Source organism: Novosphingobium sp. ZN18A2, from assembly GCF_036784765.1.
GTDB lineage: Bacteria > Pseudomonadota > Alphaproteobacteria > Sphingomonadales > Sphingomonadaceae > Novosphingobium.
On the sequence record NZ_CP136651.1, the window covers coordinates 1,954,788 to 1,971,046 of the forward strand.

Below are 16,259 nucleotides of genomic sequence, written 5' to 3' on the forward strand. Positions count from 1 at the left end.
CCGGATCGGTCGCGTGCGCGATCCACGGCCGCGGGAACGGAAAACGCCGGGCCCAACGGACCCGGCGCCATCCCGCCGTCGATGCGGCGGTACGCCCCGGCCATGCGGCCGGGACGCCCCCATTGTATCGTCAGAACTTGAAGCCGGCCGCGATGCCGTAGCGGCGCGGTTCGAGCGTGAAGATGTTGGTGAAGTTACCCGACGACTGGTCCGTTACATAAAGACCGGTAACCGGGTTGGAGTTCGCCAGGTTCTGCACATAGCCACGGATGAACCAGCGCTTGTCCGGACCATCAAGCTGGATCTGCGCGTTGATCTGGGTGTAGCTGGCGATCCGGTTGACGTTGCCGTTGAAGATGCTTCCGGTCGTATCGCCGGTCAGGATCGCGTCAACGCGCGGCGTCAGCGTCATGTTGCTCACCGGGATTTCATACTGGGCACCGGCAGCCACCTTGAAGTTTGGTGCACCGGGCAACTTGTTGCCACGGATGTTCTCCGCAATGCCCGAAGAATAGACGGTGATGCCATTCGGATCGAAGCTGGTGCCAGCTGCCTGCGCATATCCGGCAAGCGCCGCGCAAATGCCGAAGGCGCCGGTCGAATTGATGCCACTACCAGCAGGGAACGCCGTTGTGGGCTGGAGACCAGCCCCGGCGGCCACGCCCGGAACGTTGCCGGCGTTGATCTCGCTGTTCACGAAGTTCACGAAAGCGTTGACGCCCGCCGCGTTGCCCGCGGTATTAGCACCCACAGCACAGTTCGATGCGTTGGTGATGTCCTTGATAATCACTGCATCCGAACGGCCCCCGCCGAAGTCACGCGGGTTGGCAAGATACTTGTCCTGCGAAACCCGGGTGTGGAGGTAGCTGGCGGTCACGTTGACCGTCATCGCGCGCACCGGATGGATGATCGCTTCGATTTCGGCACCGTAGATGTCCGCGCTGACATTGTCGTTGACCGAGGTACGGGCGACGATGCGCGAAAGCTGCAGGTCCTTGTACTTGTAATAGAAGCCGGTGAGGTTCAGCGTCAGCCCGCCCCACTGGTTTTTCGAACCGATTTCGAAGGCGTCGATGAATTCGGGCGAGAAATTCTCGGGCACCGAGAACACCGGCGACAGCGGCGGATTGATGCCGCCCGACTTGTAGCCGCGCGAATACGACAGGTAGATCATGTTGTCCGGCGACAGGTTGATGTCGAGGACGGCACGGCCCGTAAGCGCATCGAACTTCGCATCGCGGATCTGCAGGGGCTGGATGCCCGGCGTGTTGGCATCCGCATCGTACGTACCGAAGAAGGGCGAATCATACGCATTGGTCGAGCCATAGGGGGTCAACCAGCTGGCCAGCGTGGTGCGCGCCTCGATGTGCTTCTTGTCGTTGTTGTAGCGCAGGCCGAGGGTCAGCTTCACGTCAGGCGTAAACTGGAAGTAGGCCTCGCCGAAGATGCCGTAGCTTTCGACATTCAGACGGGTCGAATTGTTACGGTAGAATGGCGTTGCCAGGTATGACGGCGGCAGTCCGTTGGTCAATGAAGCAAACGAACCGAGCAGGCCAGTTGCGTAATCGAGGCCGAACGAGTCAACGTAATAGCTGTTTTCGTTCAGATCGAACTTGCTGTAGTTGGCGCCCAGCAGGAAGTTGAACATTCCGTCCCACTTCGAGGTGAGCAGTGCCTCGCCCGACCAGCTCGTGTTGTACTGGACCGACCGGTCGAACGCGAGCGGATAGTCCGAACAGACGCTGTGCCCGCCAAACACGCCGGTGCCAGTCGTTTCCGGCGCCGATGTGCACAGTTGTCCGCCAGGGCCGTTGGGCATCAGGGCGCTTGCGAGCGGGCCAAGATAGGTGCTGAGCGGCAGACCGCTGGAAGCATCAAGGCCACCCGCTGCAGCATAGGCAAGCGTGTTGAGGCCGGCCTGCATGCCGGCCCTGCTCTGGATCGCGTTGTTGTAATCCTGGCTGGAATCGACCGCCACCTGCTGCCAGTCACCCGACAGCTTCAGGGACAGGCCATTACCCAGTTCCTGGTTCCACGATCCCTGGACGATCCATTCGTCGGTGAAATACTGGGGCGTATAGGCCGTGTTCACGACGCGCGGATCGCTCGGGTTCACAACGCCTGCGAATGCGTCCGTTCCGTAGAGGTCGTTCAGCGCAAAGGCAGTGGGGATGCCCTGGATGGCGAAAAACTGTTTCGACGTCAGGATCGATGCCAGCGTCGAATTCGCATTGGTCGTCCCATAGGGCGTTGTCGAATTCAGGCAGCCCAGGATGCCGGTCGGATCGTTCTGGCACAGCTGCTTCTGGATGCGCATACGATGATCTTTTTCATGGAAATACTGTGCCATGAGATCGATCGTGGTGCTGGATGACGGCTCGAAGCGGATGGAACCGCGCAGGCCGTACTGGTCGCGGTCGTCGATCTTCGAATTGTCGAAGAGGTTCTTCGTCATGCCGTCGCGGTTCAGATAGTACCCCGCGAAGCGCACGCCCAGCGATTCGGTCAGCGGCACGTTGAGCATGCCCTTGACCTTGATCGAGTTGTAATTGCCGTATTCTGCTTCGCCCGCCGCGTGGATTCCATTGAGATCGGGCTTCGCGGTGCCTATATCGACAACGCCCGACGTGGCGTTACGCCCGAACAGGGTGCCCTGCGGACCGCGCAGAACCTGGATGCTGCCAAGGTCGTAGAATTCGCCTTCGAAGAGGCGCGTCTGGAACAGCGGCGAATCGTTGATCGCGATGCCGGTGGCGCTGTCGCAGGTCACGCCCACGCACAAATCGCCGATACCGCGAATGGTGAAGCTGGCAGACGTGAAGTTCGTTTTGGTGAACGTCACGTTGGGAAGCGACAGCTGAAGGTCGCTGGTCGTCTTGATCTGCTGTTTTTCCAGCGCTTCGGAGTTGAAGGCACTGACCGCAACCGGAACGTCCTGCAACCGCTGCGCCTGGCGCTGTGCGGTAACGATGATCGGTGCGTCCTCACCAGTGCTCTGTGCAAAGGCGGGTGTAGTAACGGCGGCGGCACAAACGCCGGCCAGCAGGGTAAGCTTGCCCCTCATAGCAAAAGACCTCTCTCTCCAGCGGCGCCCGACTGAACGCGGGCTTTCCGGAAGACAGGACATAACGACCACGATTCATTGTCAACCTTCAATTCGAAAGTCCGGCATTCCGTAGGGTAAACCGCCCAGTCTAGTTGCTGGTCGGCAACACTTTGTCGAGAATCAGCCCTTTTTTGGATGTTTTCGAATGTGCGGTACGGCCCTTGCGCCTCACATTCAAATGTGAAATAGGATCGCGCCATGTCCACTGAACTGATAGAACGGATTCGCCGCATCGTCGTTGAAGGCGGCATGTCGCGGTCCGGCCTCGCCCGCGCGGCAGGGTTGCACGCCAACACCCTGCGCGATCTTACACAGGCCAACTGGAACCCCACGGCCGACACGCTTTCCAAGCTGGAGCGCGTGCTGATCGAATCGGACGACACCCCCGCGCTCGTCCCGATCGAGGAAATCATCGACGAAGCGCGCAATGGACGGATGTTCATCCTTGTCGATGACGAGGACCGCGAGAACGAGGGCGACCTGATCATCCCGGCACAGATGGCCACACCCGATGCGATCAACTTCATGGCCACGCACGGTCGCGGCCTTATCTGCCTGTCGATGACCCGCCAGCGAACGGAACAACTTGGCCTGGAACTGATGAGCCGCAACAACGGGACGCGGCACGAGACGGCATTCACGGTTTCCATCGAGGCGCGCGAAGGCGTGACCACGGGAATTTCCGCTGCCGACAGGGCGCGCACGGTTGCCGTCGCGGTCGATTCGGCCAAGGGGCGCGAGGATATTGTCACGCCGGGCCATGTTTTCCCGCTTGTTGCGCGCGACGGCGGCGTTCTGGTGCGTGCCGGGCACACCGAAGCGGCGGTGGATATATCGCGGCTTGCCGGCCTCAACCCCTCGGGCGTGATCTGTGAGATCATGCGCGAAGACGGCACGATGGCCCGGCTTGACGACCTGCTGCCTTTCGCACGGCGCCATGGCCTGAAGATCGGCACGATCCGCGACCTGATCGAATATCGCCGCAAGCACGATCACCTGGTCGAATGCGTGGCAAAAGCGCCGTTCGTTTCGGACTATGGCGGCGACTGGACGATCAAGACCTATCGCAACAAGGTAGATGGCTCTGAAAGCATCGTCTTGCAGAAGGGCGCGGTGCGTCCCGGAGAACCCACGCTTGTTCGCATGCACGGCATCTCGCTCCATTCCGACCTGCTGGGCCAGCCCGGCCCGCGCAAGCGCACGTTGCAACGGTCCATGTCGGAGATCGGCAAGGCCGGATCGGGCCTGATCGTCTTGCTGATGCCCAGCGAACAGGGATCGATCAGCCGAGAGGTAAGCGGTACGACCGATGGCGGAATGGACCTTCGCGCCTATGGCATCGGCGCGCAAATCCTGGCGGACCTTGGCGTGCACGACATGATTCTGCTGACCAACTCGCACCACAATATCGTTGCGATCGAGGGCTATGACCTCAACATCGTCGGCGAACGCCCGATACCGGAGGACTGATCGCATGGCCCGCTTCCTTATCGTCGAAGCCCGTTTCTACGACCACCTGAACGATATGCTTGTCGATGGCGCCCGCGCCGCGTTGAAGGCTGAGGGGCATACGGTTGACGTGATAACCGTGCCTGGCGCGCTGGAAGTCCCGGCGGCGATCGCGCTCGCGTCGGAGAGCGACCTCTATGACGGGTACGTCGGCATCGGCGTTGTAATCCGCGGAGAAACCTACCACTTCGAGATCGTCGCGGGTGAAAGTGCGCGCGGCATCATGGCGCTGACGATGGACGGAATGCCCATCGGCAACGGCATCCTGACGGTCGAGAACGAGGAACAGGCCCTCGTTCGCGCCGATCCGAAGCAGAAGGACAAGGGCGGCGAAGCTGCGAAGGCGGCAATGGCGCTGCTCTCGCTGAAGGAGAAGTTCGCATGAGCCATCCCGCGATCTCCGGCATCCCGCTGGTCCTGGGCGGAAACGTGTTCGGGTGGACCGCTGACCGGGACCGCAGCTTCGAGGTGCTTGATGCCTTCTATGAAGCGGGCGGACGGATGATCGACACCGCCGAATGCTATTCCTTCTGGGTGCCCGGCCATTCGGGCGGCGAAAGCGAAACGGTAATCGGCGAATGGCTGGAAAGCCGCGGGGTGCGCGGGGATATGCGGATCGCGACGAAAACAAATGTCGACGCGAAGCCCGGCGGATTGAAGCCCGATGCGCTTCGCGAACACCTGGACAAGTCGCTGGAACGCTTGCGTACCGATTACGCCGATCTTTTCTATTCGCACCGCGACGATCCCGAAACGCCACAGGATGAAGTGGCGCAAGGGTTCGCGGACCTGATTGCAGAAGGCAGGGTGAGAGAGGCCGGCGCGTCAAATTTCTCTGCCCAGCGGCTGTCCGGCGCGCTTGATGCGGCGAAGCGCCTTGGCGTTCCGGGCTATGGCGTGCTGCAGAACGAATACAACCTCGTGGCCCGCGACGCCTATGGTGCGGACCTGCAAACGCTGTGCGTCGAGCGCGGCGTGGCGATGTTGCCGTTCTATGGCCTCGCCAGCGGGTTCCTGTCCGGGAAATACCGGACCGAGGCAGACCTGAGCAAAAGCCCGCGTGGCGGTGGGATGAAGAAGCTGCTCGACAAGGGCGCGGCCGTCCTTGCGGCGATGGACGAAGTATCGTCAGAAACTGGATCGCCGCTTGCCGAAATCGCGCTGGCCTGGCTGCTTTCACAGCCTGGAATCGCCGCTCCCATCGCCAGCGCGACGAGCGTCGAACAGCTGGCGCAACTGATCGCCGCCGTCTCGCTGAAACTGGACGACGACCAGATAGCCCGGCTCACCGCGTCATTGGGCTAGATCGAACATCTCCTTGAAGCCCATCGGCGCATAGGGGCCGATCACAAGCTGTTCGAACACGCCAACGCCCTCCTCGCCGGTTTCGGCGATGCGGACCTTGCAAATCATCTGCACGTGCAGGTTCTGCGGCTGTCCGGGTTCGCAGGCGGCAAGGTCTATATCCTCGCGCTCCACTTCAAGCGGGCCGTGATAGAGCCCGTGGCTCCACTTGGGAGAGGTATAGCCCATGCCGCGCATCTGGAACCGGCCGATCGGTTCGAAGCTGACGTGAAGGTCGCCGTCCGCGGTCGGCAGGGTAAGCGTCCCGCCAGAGGGCCAGCGCGTGCCCGGCTGCAACGTGGCGGCCATCTCCGCATCCTCAATGTGGATCTGTTCGTCCGGCCCTGCCCCGTCGGGCACGATCACCGCGCGCGTGTTCCACGCCGCGCCCCTGGTATTGGCGTTGATGTGGAAGAACATCGAACGGTTCGCGAAATTGAGCGGCGTCCACTGCCAGAAGAAGGCCGGCACCAGCCCGCCCGGATGCGGTTGCGCGTCAGACGTGCCGACCGGGCGGATGCCCCATGACCGGTCGCGCGTTCCCGCCGTTCCTTCGGCAAGCTGTTCGCGCTTTCCGTCGACTTCGATCCAGCCGGAATAATGTCCATTCTGCGTCATCCGCGTATAGTCCATGAAGGTGCGCGGCCCGTAACGATGGACGAAACGCGGTTCCTCGATCGGGAAGGATCGCCCGGTAAAGGTGATGTCCGCGCTGATCCCGTCATGCCCGGACACGATCACACGCAACACCTTGAGCGGTTCGATCACGTCGATCCTGATCGGGCCTACCTCAAGGCTCAGTCGCTCCATGTTAAGCTCGCATGATGCGTGCAGGCAGTATTCGGTGCCGTCGCGGATTACCGTGAAGTGCGCATCGGCCACGTTCAGGTGCGGATAGACGCCGAACGCAACACCGAAAAAGGTCGATCCGTCGGGCGAATAGCCATTGAAGAAATAGCGATCGTAGAAATTTCGGTCTGTGCCGGCGTAGGCGATCGGTTCCGGGGTCTGGTGAAGCGGATATTCGTCACCCTTGGTCAGCATCAGGCAGTTTCCTTTGCGGTTTTCAGGGCGCCGAGGCTGTCATGCTCAAGCGCCAGCGCGCAGGCTCCGCGCGCCATGGACAGGAAGTTCTCGTCTCCGCGCGGCGTGCGCTCGACATAGGCGGCGCTGAACACCGCCGTTGAAACGCCGTGCAATGCGCCGACGCGATATTCTTCCCACATCGTTTCACGCGAAAGACGCACGCCGCGCCGCCCCATCTCGTCGGCATAGAGGTCCAGCAGCTCGCGCTCGTGCTTGCGGCGCAGATCGTTCCCGATCCCGCAGCCGAGGAAATAGCCGATGTCCGTCATCGCCGTGCCGATGGCAACCGTCTGCCAGTCGAGTATCGCAATGGGTTCGCGCCCGCCGCCAACGCCGAACAGCATGTTGTCGAGCCGGAAATCGCCATGCACGACGCATTGCGGATTGGGATCACGCATGAACCATAGCGCGCCCGCGTCGCAAAGGCCTTCGCACACCGCCATCAGTTCCGGTTCCAGCGCATCGGCATAACGTTCGCGAAAGATGGCCTGCGCATTGGGATAGAGCGTCATCACCTGTTGCGACACGCCTGATACCGGCCGTATCCAGTCCAGCTCAAGCAAGGCATCGTTATGCCAGCTTGGCGCATGAAGCGCTGCGGCCTGGCGAATACCGGCCCGTGCGTCTTCGATGCCGCAACCGTGGATCTGGTTGCCGCCGCGCTCTGGCGCCAGGTCTTCGAACAACAGCACGAACTGCGCGCCACTTTCGTCGACTTCGGCGGCAAGTGCGCGCGGAACCCGCACTGCCACGTGCGGTGCAATATCGCGGTAGAAGTGCACTTCCTTGCGATAGAGCCCGAACATCGCCGCGGTGTTTCGGCTTGTCTCGTCTTCGGCCGGGAACTTTGCGGCAAGCGTGGCGGGGCCGGCCCTCGCCCGGTCATAATCAAGGTGGATGCGCACGCTGTCGCCCACCTGGCCCGTGCCGATCGGTTCCCAGCGCGCGGTCGTTACCGCGGCATCATGCCCAAGCAGGCCCGCTTCGTGCAGGCGCTGCGTCAGCCAGGTAACGTCAAGCGCATCGGGGTGCGCCGGGAATCCGGCCATGCCCTCTCCTTCCAGTCATTCTCTTCCCGGCTTGGAGCATATCGCGCGATAGGCATTTGTCATCCGCTAAACGGACGAACCGGGAAATGACCGGAGGGGGGACCGGGAAAGTCGCAACTTTCCCGGTGATCGCGATCAGCCCGCAAGCCGTCCGAACGCGCCTTCGCCAGCGTAATGCGCGGAATCGCCCAGCTCTTCCTCGATCCGGATAAGCTGGTTGTACTTGGCGAGCCGGTCGGACCGGGCAAGGCTGCCGGTCTTGATCTGTCCGCAGTTGGTCGCGACCGCGAGATCGGCGATCGTCGAATCCTCGGTTTCACCCGAACGATGGCTCATCACCGCGGTATAGCCCGCGCGTTGCGCGATGCTGACGGCTTCCAGCGTTTCGGTCAGCGTGCCGATCTGGTTGACCTTCACCAGAAGCGAGTTCGCCAGCCCCTTTCCGATGCCCATCTGCAACCGCTTGGGGTTCGTCACGAAAAGATCGTCACCCACCAGCTGGGTGCGGTGGCCGATCAGACCGGTCAGGGCCGCCCAGCCCTCGAAATCGTCTTCGGCCATGCCGTCTTCGATCGAACGGATCGGATAGGCATCGGTCAGCGCGGCAAGGTAATCGGCAAAGGCTTCGGGCGTCAGGCTCAGCCCTTCTCCGCTGATCTCGTACTTGCCGTCGCGGAAGAATTCCGTCGACGCGCAATCGAGCGCCAGCGCGATTTCCTCACCCGGCTTGAAGCCCGCCTTTTCGATCGAGGCGACAACGAAATCCAGCGCGTCGCGCGTGCTGGCAAGGTTGGGGGCAAAACCGCCCTCGTCGCCAACCGACGTGGACAGGCCCTTGTCGGCAAGGCCCTTCTTGAGGGTGTGGAACACTTCCGCGCCCCAGCGCACGGCCTCTGCCAGCGTCGGCGCGCCGACCGGCATGATCATGAATTCCTGGAAGTCGATCGGGTTGTCGGCATGTTCGCCACCGTTGATGATGTTCATCATCGGAACCGGCAGCACATGCGCGGAAACGCCGCCGATATAGGAATACAGCGGCAAACCGCGCGCGGCGGCGGCCGCCTTCGCCACGGCAAGGCTGACACCCAGGATCGCGTTCGCACCGATCTGGCCCTTGTTGTCGGTGCCGTCGAGCGCGATCATCGCAAGGTCGATATCGCGCTGGTCTTCGGCGTCGAGGCCCAGGATCGCGTCGGAAATCTCGCCATTTACGGCGGCGACAGCCTTGAGCACGCCCTTGCCCAGATAGCGCGCCTTGTCGCCGTCGCGCAGTTCCACCGCTTCGTGCGCGCCGGTCGACGCGCCCGAAGGCACGGCGGCGCGGCCCATGCTGCCGTCTTCCAGCAAGACATCGACCTCCACTGTGGGATTGCCCCGGCTATCGAGGATTTCACGCCCGTGGATGTCGATAATCGCAGTCATTTTCGGCTCCCTGAAATGCGCTGCAAACGGTAGTTTGCCGCCTTGGCGCGGCTCCTATCCGCTGGAACCTTGGCAGGCAAGCGGCGTTCAGGAATTGTGACTGGACGGACCAGCCCGTTTCTTTGTCGATTTCGCAGGTGCGAAGTTGCCTTTCACGCGTTATCATCAATTCGTCGCCGCGCTGGTGGCGACGGGCTGGCACCCGACGTGGGCAACGGAAAAAGGAGGATCATACAACAATGGCCGACAACACCGACACTCCCGCCGCCCCGCCGAAGCCACGCAAACCTGCGGCGCGCAAGAAGGCTCCGGCCAAGCCGGCCGCTGCCAAGGCGCCGAAGGCCGCCGCCGCCAAGGTGAAGGCGCAGCCGGTTGCCGCCAACCACACAGACAAGGCAAAGTCGCGCTTTTCCGCGGCAATCGACGAGGCGAAGGCAGGCGTCGAGGCTCTGCGCGACGAAGCCAGGGATCGCACCGCCGGATATCGGGCCAAGGCAAGCGACAATGCCAAGGGTTGGGCCGAAGACGCAAAGGGCTATGCCGGACAGGCCAGGGACGCAGCCAGCGGCTATGCCAGGGAAGGCAAGGCGCGCACCAGCGACGCGCTTGGCGCGCTGGGCAAGTCCATCGGCGACACCGCTTCGACCATCGATGAGAAGCTGGGCGTGAAGTATGGCGATTATGCCCGCTCCGCCTCGCGCCAGATGCAGGAAGCCGCGGTCAAACTCGACAGCAAGAGCGTTGAGGAACTGGGCGAGGATGCGCGCGAATTCGTGCGCAAGAGTCCGGGCACCGCTCTGGGCATCGCGGCCGTGGCCGGGTTTTTCGTCGCGCGTATGTTCCGCGGGTCGAAGGACTGACCGGCCGCGCGCCGGGCCGCTGCCGCGACGATGGATTCATCGAAAGACAAACCCCTGGCCGACAAGCGTCCGGACGAAGACGGTTCTGCCGAAGAGCCGCTGGTGTTCGATTCGCTGCGCGACCTGATCGATGACGGGCAGACGCTGGTCCAGGCGGAACTGGCCTATCAGCAATCGCGCATCGTCTATGCCTGGGGTCGCAGCAAGATCATTGCCGGCCTGGTGGTGCTTGGTCTGGCGTTCTTCTTTTTCACGCTGATGGCGCTCGTCGTTGGCCTGTTGCTGGCGATTGCGCCGCTATTCGGCAAATGGGGCGCTCTTGCGGTTGTAACGGGCGGGCTCGCCCTGCTGACCGCGCTGTGCCTCGGCTCGGCCATCATGTTGTTCCGCAAGGCCCGGACGGTGCTTCTCGCCAATGACGATGCTTCCGGGGAAACGCAGCGATGAGCGAGCGCAAGGATGCCGAAGCGCTTGCCGAAGCGCGCGAATTGCGCGCCGAAGCATGGCGGCTTGTGCGCGGGGACATTGACGAAGTGCGCGAGGGCTTGAACGGGCGTGTGCTGGCCAACCGCGTAAAGGACCGCGCAACAGAAGAGGTCGCCGACGCGATTGAGCAGGCCCGCGATATCGCCAGCAGTCACAAATCCGTTGTCGCGGGAACAATTCTGGCGCTTCTGGGCTGGTTGTTCAGGGATCCGGTTTTCGGCCTCTTCCGGGCGATCGGCGACCGAAGCACCGATCCGTCGGAAGGCGACAGCGACGCCGGCGGCAATGTCACAGGAGACGGGAATTGAGCGACGAGCGCAGGGAACGGGTTCGCGAACGGATAGAGGCCGCACGCGAACGTGTTGAGCAAAGGGCCGGTGTGGCCGCGCGCGAGGCGAAGGACGCTGCTACCGCGACGCGTCAGTTCGTCCAGGAACATCCGTTCGCCGTTATCGCAGGCGGCGTGGCCGTAGGCGGGCTTGTGGCGGCGCTTTGGCCCCGTCGGCGGCGGAAGCAGGAATCGGGGGCCGGCAGGTTGTCGCGCCTTGCCGCCGCCGCGGGCGAGATGGCGGTTGCCTATGCAACCCGCGCCGCGTCGGGCGCGCGCGAGGCTGGGCGTGACGGCATGGAGCGGCTTGAGGATCTGGGTGAAAGCGTGGGCGATGCCACGTCGCAGGCGCGCCGTGTGGCTGGCGGAATTGCCGAATCCTCTGGCGAACGCATTACAGAGGCCTCTTCCGAAATGCGCAAGATGGCGGCGGACCTTGCCGAAGCCGCAATCGAGTCCGCCCGCGAGGCGAGCGATGCCGCCTTGCGCCGGGCAAGCGAGATCACGGCCCGCTTTCGCGATTGAGTTGCACGTTACGCAACTTCGCACCTTGCGCTTTGATGTCTGTTTTGCCAGTGGCTTGCCTTGAATCCTCTCCCAACGGAAAGCAGCGATGCAGCAGAAACTCCATCTCGTCATGGGCGGGCGGGTCAAGAACCCGCAGGGCCTTGAATTCGTAGATCTGAACAAGGTCCACCTCGTCGGGGTTTTCCCCGATTATGCCTCGGCCGAGGAAGCCTGGCGCAGCAATGCGCAGCGCACCGTGGACGACGCGGAAATGAAATACGTGATCGTCCACCTTCACCGCCTTCTGGAACCCGAACTTCCCGGCGAGTGAATCGAAAAGGGGAGCCTGCGGGCTCCCCTTTTGCGTTTTGCGATCTGTCAGCGGGAATGCCGGTTCAGATGAACTCGATCTTGTTGACCAGATAGAACTTGTCGCCCGATGGCACGGTGACTTCGATCTCTTCTTCCACCTTGCGGCCGATCAGGGCGCGCCCCAGCGGCGAGTTATAGCTGATGCGGCCGACCTTGGCGTCCGCTTCGGCCTGGCCCACGATCTGGTATCGCACCGGCTTGTCGTCCTCGTCGAGCAGAGTAACGGTCGCGCCAAACACGATGCGGTCGCCCGAAAGGGTCTTGGGGTCGATGATCTGCGCGCGGCTGATCTTGTCTTCAAGATCCGCGATGGTCGCTTCCACCTGCCCCTGCCGTTCCTTGGCGGCGTGATACTCGGCATTTTCCGACAGGTCGCCGTGAGCGCGCGCTTCCTCGATCGCGTCGACGATCTTCGGGCGCTCCTCACGCAGCGCCTTCAACTCGCGGGTCAGCTTTTCATAGCCTTCCGCCAGCATCGGCAGCTTGTCCGTGGTTGCCATTCAAAAACCTTTCCTTGCCTCGTTCCTCCGCAAATTCAGCGACAAGTCCGGCCTGCCGTCCGGCATTCCGCCGGTCCGGCCGTTACCTGTCGCAATGCATGGGAACACGTAAGAGCGTCAGCTATAATAGTCCTGCAATGAACGCACCGCAAGTTGCGCCGTTCGCATCGCCTCGATCGCCTCCGCCGCGGCTACGCTGGCAGCGGCCGTGGTGAAATAGGATACCCGCCCCGTAAGCGCCGAAGCGCGGATCGACGCGGAATCCTTGTGGCTCTGCCAGCCTTCGGTCGTGTTGAAGATGAGCGAGATATCGCCGTCGATGATCCGGTCCACGATATGCGGGCGGCCTTCTGCCACCTTGTTCACGCGCTCTACCGGCAATCCGGCCTCTGCCAGGTAACGCTGGGTGCCGCCGGTTGCGATCACTTCGAAGCCCAGGTCGAGCAGCTTCCTTACCGCGGGCAGGATGTGCGGCTTGTCGCTGTCTTTCACCGATACGAACAGCACGCCTTTCTGCGGCAGGGTCATCCCCGCGCCAAGCTGCGACTTGGCGAAGGCGACCGCGAAATTGCGGTCGATCCCCATTACTTCGCCGGTCGATTTCATTTCCGGGCTCAACACCGGGTCGACGCCGGGGAAGCGCGCGAAGGGGAACACCGCTTCCTTCACCGCCATGTAATCGATCTCACGCTTGATCGGCGGAAGGTCCGACAGTTTTTCGCCCGCCATCAGGCGCGCTGCAAACTTGGCGATGGGCTGGCCGATCGCCTTGGCGACGAAGGGCACGGTGCGGCTTGCGCGCGGGTTCACTTCGATCAGGTAAACCTCGCCGTCCTTCACCGCGAATTGCACGTTCATCAGCCCGCGCACGTTCAGCGCCTTGGCCAGAAGCACCGCCTGGCGCTCCATCTCGTCCACCACGTCGGCGGGCAGGCTGTAGGGCGGCAGGGTGCAGGCACTGTCACCCGAATGGATGCCCGCTTCCTCGATATGCTGGAGGATGCCCGCAACGGTAACGTCCGTCCCGTCGGACAGGGCATCGACATCGCACTCTATCGCGTCGCGCAAATATTGATCGATCAGCACCGGGCTTTCGCCCGAAACGTGGACCGCCGTGGCGATATAGTCGTCAAGCTGGGCCAGGCTGTCGACGATCTCCATCGCGCGGCCACCCAGCACATAGGACGGGCGGATCAGCACCGGATAGCCGATGCGTTCGGCCACGGCGACGGCCTCGTCGCGGCTGCGCGCTATGCCGTTGGCCGGCTGCTTCAGCTTCAGCTTCTCGATCAGCTTGGCAAAGCGTTCACGGTCTTCGGCAAGGTCGATGGCGTCGGGCGATGTGCCCAGGATCGGAATGCCCGCCTTTTCCAGCGCGCCCGCCAGTTTCAGCGGCGTCTGCCCGCCGAACTGCACGATCACGCCGACCAGCGTTCCCTTCGACTGTTCGACCTCAAGGATTTCCAGCACATCCTCAGCGGTCAGCGGCTCGAAATAGAGACGGTCTGACGTGTCATAGTCGGTGCTCACCGTTTCCGGGTTGCAGTTGACCATGATGGTCTCGAAGCCCCCGCCCACTGCATCTGGATCGGCCAGCGCGAAGCAGGCGTGGCAGCAGCAATAGTCGAACTCTATCCCCTGCCCGATGCGGTTCGGCCCGCCGCCCAGGATCACGATCTTCTTGCGGTCGCTGGGATCAGCCTCGTTCTCGGCCTCGCCGAACAGAGGAGCCTCGTATGTCGAATACATATAGGGCGTGATCGCCTCGAACTCGGCCGCGCAGCTGTCAATCCGCTTGAACACCGGGCGCACGCCCAGCTTGTGGCGCAGCGCGCGCACTTCGTCCTCGCTGGTCGCGCCGGCCATGGCGCGCAGCGTATCGTGGAGCAGCCCCGCGCTTTTCGCCTGCGTCTCGCCCATACCGCCGGCAACACCGACCGAACGCACCGCCAGCGTGGCAAGGCGCCTGTCGGAAAAGCCCATGGCCTTCAACCGCCGCAGGCCCGCCGCATCGTTGGGCAGCCCGCCCGCAACGATCTTTTCTTCTTCCTCAACGATTTCAAAGATGTGACGCAGGAACCACAAGTCATACTTCGTCACCGCGTGAACGTCTTCCACGGTCAGCCCTTCGCGGAACGCCTGCGCGACGTAGAGCAGCCTTTCGGGCGTCGCGCGGCTGAGCGCGGCGGTAATCTCGTCGCGGGTCGCGCCTTCCAGCTCTTCCACGCGATTGAAGCCGTCCAGCCCGGTTTCAAGCCCGCGCAGCGCCTTCTGCATCGATTCCTTGAAGTTGCGGCCGATGGCCATGACCTCGCCCACCGATTTCATTGCGGTGGTCAGCAGCGGTTCCGATCCCTTGAACTTCTCGAACGCGAAGCGCGGGATTTTGGTCACGACATAGTCGATGGTCGGTTCAAAGCTCGCGGGCGTGGCGCCGGTGATATCGTTGGTGATCTCGTCCAGCGTATAGCCCACGGCCAGCTTTGCCGCGACCTTGGCGATGGGGAAGCCCGTCGCCTTGGACGCCAGTGCAGATGAGCGGCTGACGCGCGGGTTCATCTCGATCACGATCAGGCGCCCGTCCTTCGGGTTGACCGCGAACTGAACGTTCGAACCGCCCGTTTCCACACCGATTTCGCGCAGCACAGCAAGGCTGGCGTTGCGCATGATCTGGTATTCCTTGTCGGTCAGCGTCAGCGCCGGAGCGACGGTGATCGAATCCCCGGTGTGGACGCCCATCGGATCGACGTTTTCGATCGAGCAGATGATGATGGCGTTATCGGCGCGATCGCGCACGACCTCCATCTCATATTCCTTCCAGCCGAGCAGCGATTCCTCGATCAGCACCTCGTTCGTGGGGCTGGCCTCCAGCCCGCCGCGGACGATGGAAAGGAACTCTTCCTTGTTGTAGGCGACGCCGCCGCCGGTGCCGCCCAGCGTGAAGCTGGGACGGATGATCGCCGGAAGGCCGGTGCGTTCCAGCACCGCCAGCGCCTCGTCCACGGTATGCGCGATGCCCGAACGGGCGGATTCCAGCCCGATCTTGTCCATCGCCTCACGGAATTTCATCCGGTCCTCGGCCTTGTCGATGGCTTCGGCGTTGGCGCCGATCATCGTTACGCCGAACTTTTCCAGCGTGCCGTCCTGCGCCAGCGCCAGCGCGGTATTCAATGCCGTCTGGCCGCCCATCGTGGGAAGCACCGCGTCTGGCCGCTCCTTCTCGATGATCTTGGCGACCATCGCGGGCGTGATCGGCTCGACATAGGTCGCGTCCGCCATTTCGGGATCGGTCATGATCGTCGCCGGATTCGAATTGACCAGGACGATGCGATAGCCCTCTTCCTTCAGCGCCTTGATCGCCTGCGTGCCCGAATAATCGAACTCGCAAGCCTGGCCGATGACAATCGGCCCGGCGCCGATGACGAGGATCGAGGAAATGTCAGTGCGTTTGGGCATTAGAAGTGCTTTTCCGCCAAAGTCTTGAGTTGCTCGAACGCCGACTTGGTCAAGCGTAAGCTCTGAGATACCTTCCCAGGGATCGCTCGATCCTTGGAACCATAGGTGTCGATTTGAACGAACTTTTCGCCATCCGCTTCGACCAATGAAATTGTTGCTTCGACCTCGGAGTGCTTGCTCGGACGGTCCAACTCTTTCTCGTCGAAAGTGCGAACTACTGCCATTTTCTGCCTC

Annotated in this window: 15 protein-coding genes; 8 read left to right on the top strand and 7 right to left on the bottom strand. The window is 62.5% G+C overall.

Annotated elements, in window-relative coordinates; genetic code table 11:
• Positions 1–130 precede the first annotated feature (130 nt).
• Positions 131–3,064, bottom strand: coding sequence for a TonB-dependent receptor (locus RXV95_RS09405; RefSeq protein ID WP_338465792.1), 2,934 nt, complete (start codon positions 3,062–3,064; stop codon positions 131–133).
• Positions 3,065–3,304: 240 nt separating this feature from the next.
• On the opposite strand from RXV95_RS09405, the gene ribB reads away from it, so the two are divergent.
• Genes ribB through RXV95_RS09420 form a run of 3 tightly spaced genes read left to right on the top strand, consistent with a single transcriptional unit; the run spans position 3,305 to position 5,920 of the window.
• Complete coding sequence (gene ribB / locus RXV95_RS09410; protein WP_338465793.1) at positions 3,305–4,576, top strand: 3,4-dihydroxy-2-butanone-4-phosphate synthase; 1,272 nt, start codon at positions 3,305–3,307, stop codon at positions 4,574–4,576.
• A 4-nt stretch (positions 4,577–4,580) separates the two neighbouring features.
• Entirely contained in the window at positions 4,581–5,000 is a 420-nt protein-coding gene (ribH, locus tag RXV95_RS09415) for a 6,7-dimethyl-8-ribityllumazine synthase (protein WP_338465794.1), read from the top strand.
• Positions 4,997–5,920, top strand: a complete 924-nt coding sequence (locus RXV95_RS09420; RefSeq protein WP_338465795.1) for an aldo/keto reductase — start codon at positions 4,997–4,999, stop codon at positions 5,918–5,920. The genes ribH and RXV95_RS09420 overlap by 4 nt, the downstream gene beginning before the upstream one ends.
• Here RXV95_RS09420 and RXV95_RS09425 read toward each other — a convergent pair.
• The 3 genes from RXV95_RS09425 to eno form a co-directional block, all read right to left on the bottom strand.
• Positions 5,909–7,003, bottom strand: coding sequence for a hypothetical protein (locus tag RXV95_RS09425; protein ID WP_338465796.1), 1,095 nt, complete (start codon positions 7,001–7,003; stop codon positions 5,909–5,911). The genes RXV95_RS09420 and RXV95_RS09425 overlap by 12 nt on opposite strands.
• On the bottom strand, positions 7,003–8,094 hold the full coding sequence (locus RXV95_RS09430; protein ID WP_338465797.1) for a phosphotransferase: 1,092 nt from the start codon (positions 8,092–8,094) through the stop codon (positions 7,003–7,005). The genes RXV95_RS09425 and RXV95_RS09430 overlap by 1 nt, the downstream gene beginning before the upstream one ends.
• A gap of 135 nt (positions 8,095–8,229) precedes the next feature.
• Positions 8,230–9,516 (bottom strand): phosphopyruvate hydratase, encoded by a 1,287-nt coding sequence (gene eno, locus RXV95_RS09435; protein ID WP_338465798.1) that lies wholly within the window; start codon positions 9,514–9,516, stop codon positions 8,230–8,232.
• Positions 9,517–9,755: 239 nt separating this feature from the next.
• Here eno and RXV95_RS09440 point away from each other — a divergent pair, with 239 nt between their 5' ends.
• From RXV95_RS09440 to RXV95_RS09460, 5 genes are all read left to right on the top strand, one after another.
• Entirely contained in the window at positions 9,756–10,376 is a 621-nt protein-coding gene (locus RXV95_RS09440) for a hypothetical protein (protein ID WP_338465799.1), read from the top strand.
• Positions 10,377–10,406: 30 nt separating this feature from the next.
• Positions 10,407–10,823, top strand: coding sequence for a phage holin family protein (locus tag RXV95_RS09445; protein WP_338465800.1), 417 nt, complete (start codon positions 10,407–10,409; stop codon positions 10,821–10,823).
• A complete protein-coding gene (locus RXV95_RS09450) occupies positions 10,820–11,170 on the top strand; it encodes a hypothetical protein (protein ID WP_338465801.1) in 351 nt (116 codons plus the stop codon). Before RXV95_RS09445 ends, RXV95_RS09450 begins: the two co-directional genes overlap by 4 nt.
• The gene (locus RXV95_RS09455; RefSeq protein WP_338465802.1) at positions 11,167–11,715 is read left to right on the top strand and encodes a hypothetical protein; all 549 of its coding nucleotides are present in this window, start codon (positions 11,167–11,169) and stop codon (positions 11,713–11,715) included. Before RXV95_RS09450 ends, RXV95_RS09455 begins: the two co-directional genes overlap by 4 nt.
• 88 nt (positions 11,716–11,803) lie before the next feature.
• Positions 11,804–12,028 carry a DUF4170 domain-containing protein gene (locus RXV95_RS09460; protein ID WP_338465803.1) on the top strand — a complete coding sequence of 75 codons (225 nt, stop codon included), beginning with the start codon at positions 11,804–11,806 and terminating at the stop codon, positions 12,026–12,028.
• 64 nt (positions 12,029–12,092) lie between these two features.
• Here the strand turns inward: RXV95_RS09460 and greA are convergent, their stop codons facing one another.
• The 3 genes from greA to RXV95_RS09475 all read right to left on the bottom strand — a co-directional run bounded on the left by greA (position 12,093) and on the right by RXV95_RS09475 (position 16,249).
• The gene (gene greA / locus RXV95_RS09465; protein ID WP_338465804.1) at positions 12,093–12,569 is read right to left on the bottom strand and encodes a transcription elongation factor GreA; all 477 of its coding nucleotides are present in this window, start codon (positions 12,567–12,569) and stop codon (positions 12,093–12,095) included.
• A gap of 117 nt (positions 12,570–12,686) precedes the next feature.
• Complete coding sequence (gene carB / locus RXV95_RS09470) at positions 12,687–16,025, bottom strand: carbamoyl-phosphate synthase large subunit (RefSeq protein ID WP_338465805.1); 3,339 nt, start codon at positions 16,023–16,025, stop codon at positions 12,687–12,689.
• Entirely contained in the window at positions 16,025–16,249 is a 225-nt protein-coding gene (locus tag RXV95_RS09475; protein ID WP_338465806.1) for a hypothetical protein, read from the bottom strand. The genes carB and RXV95_RS09475 overlap by 1 nt, the downstream gene beginning before the upstream one ends.
• Between the last annotated feature and the right edge of the window lie 10 nt (positions 16,250–16,259).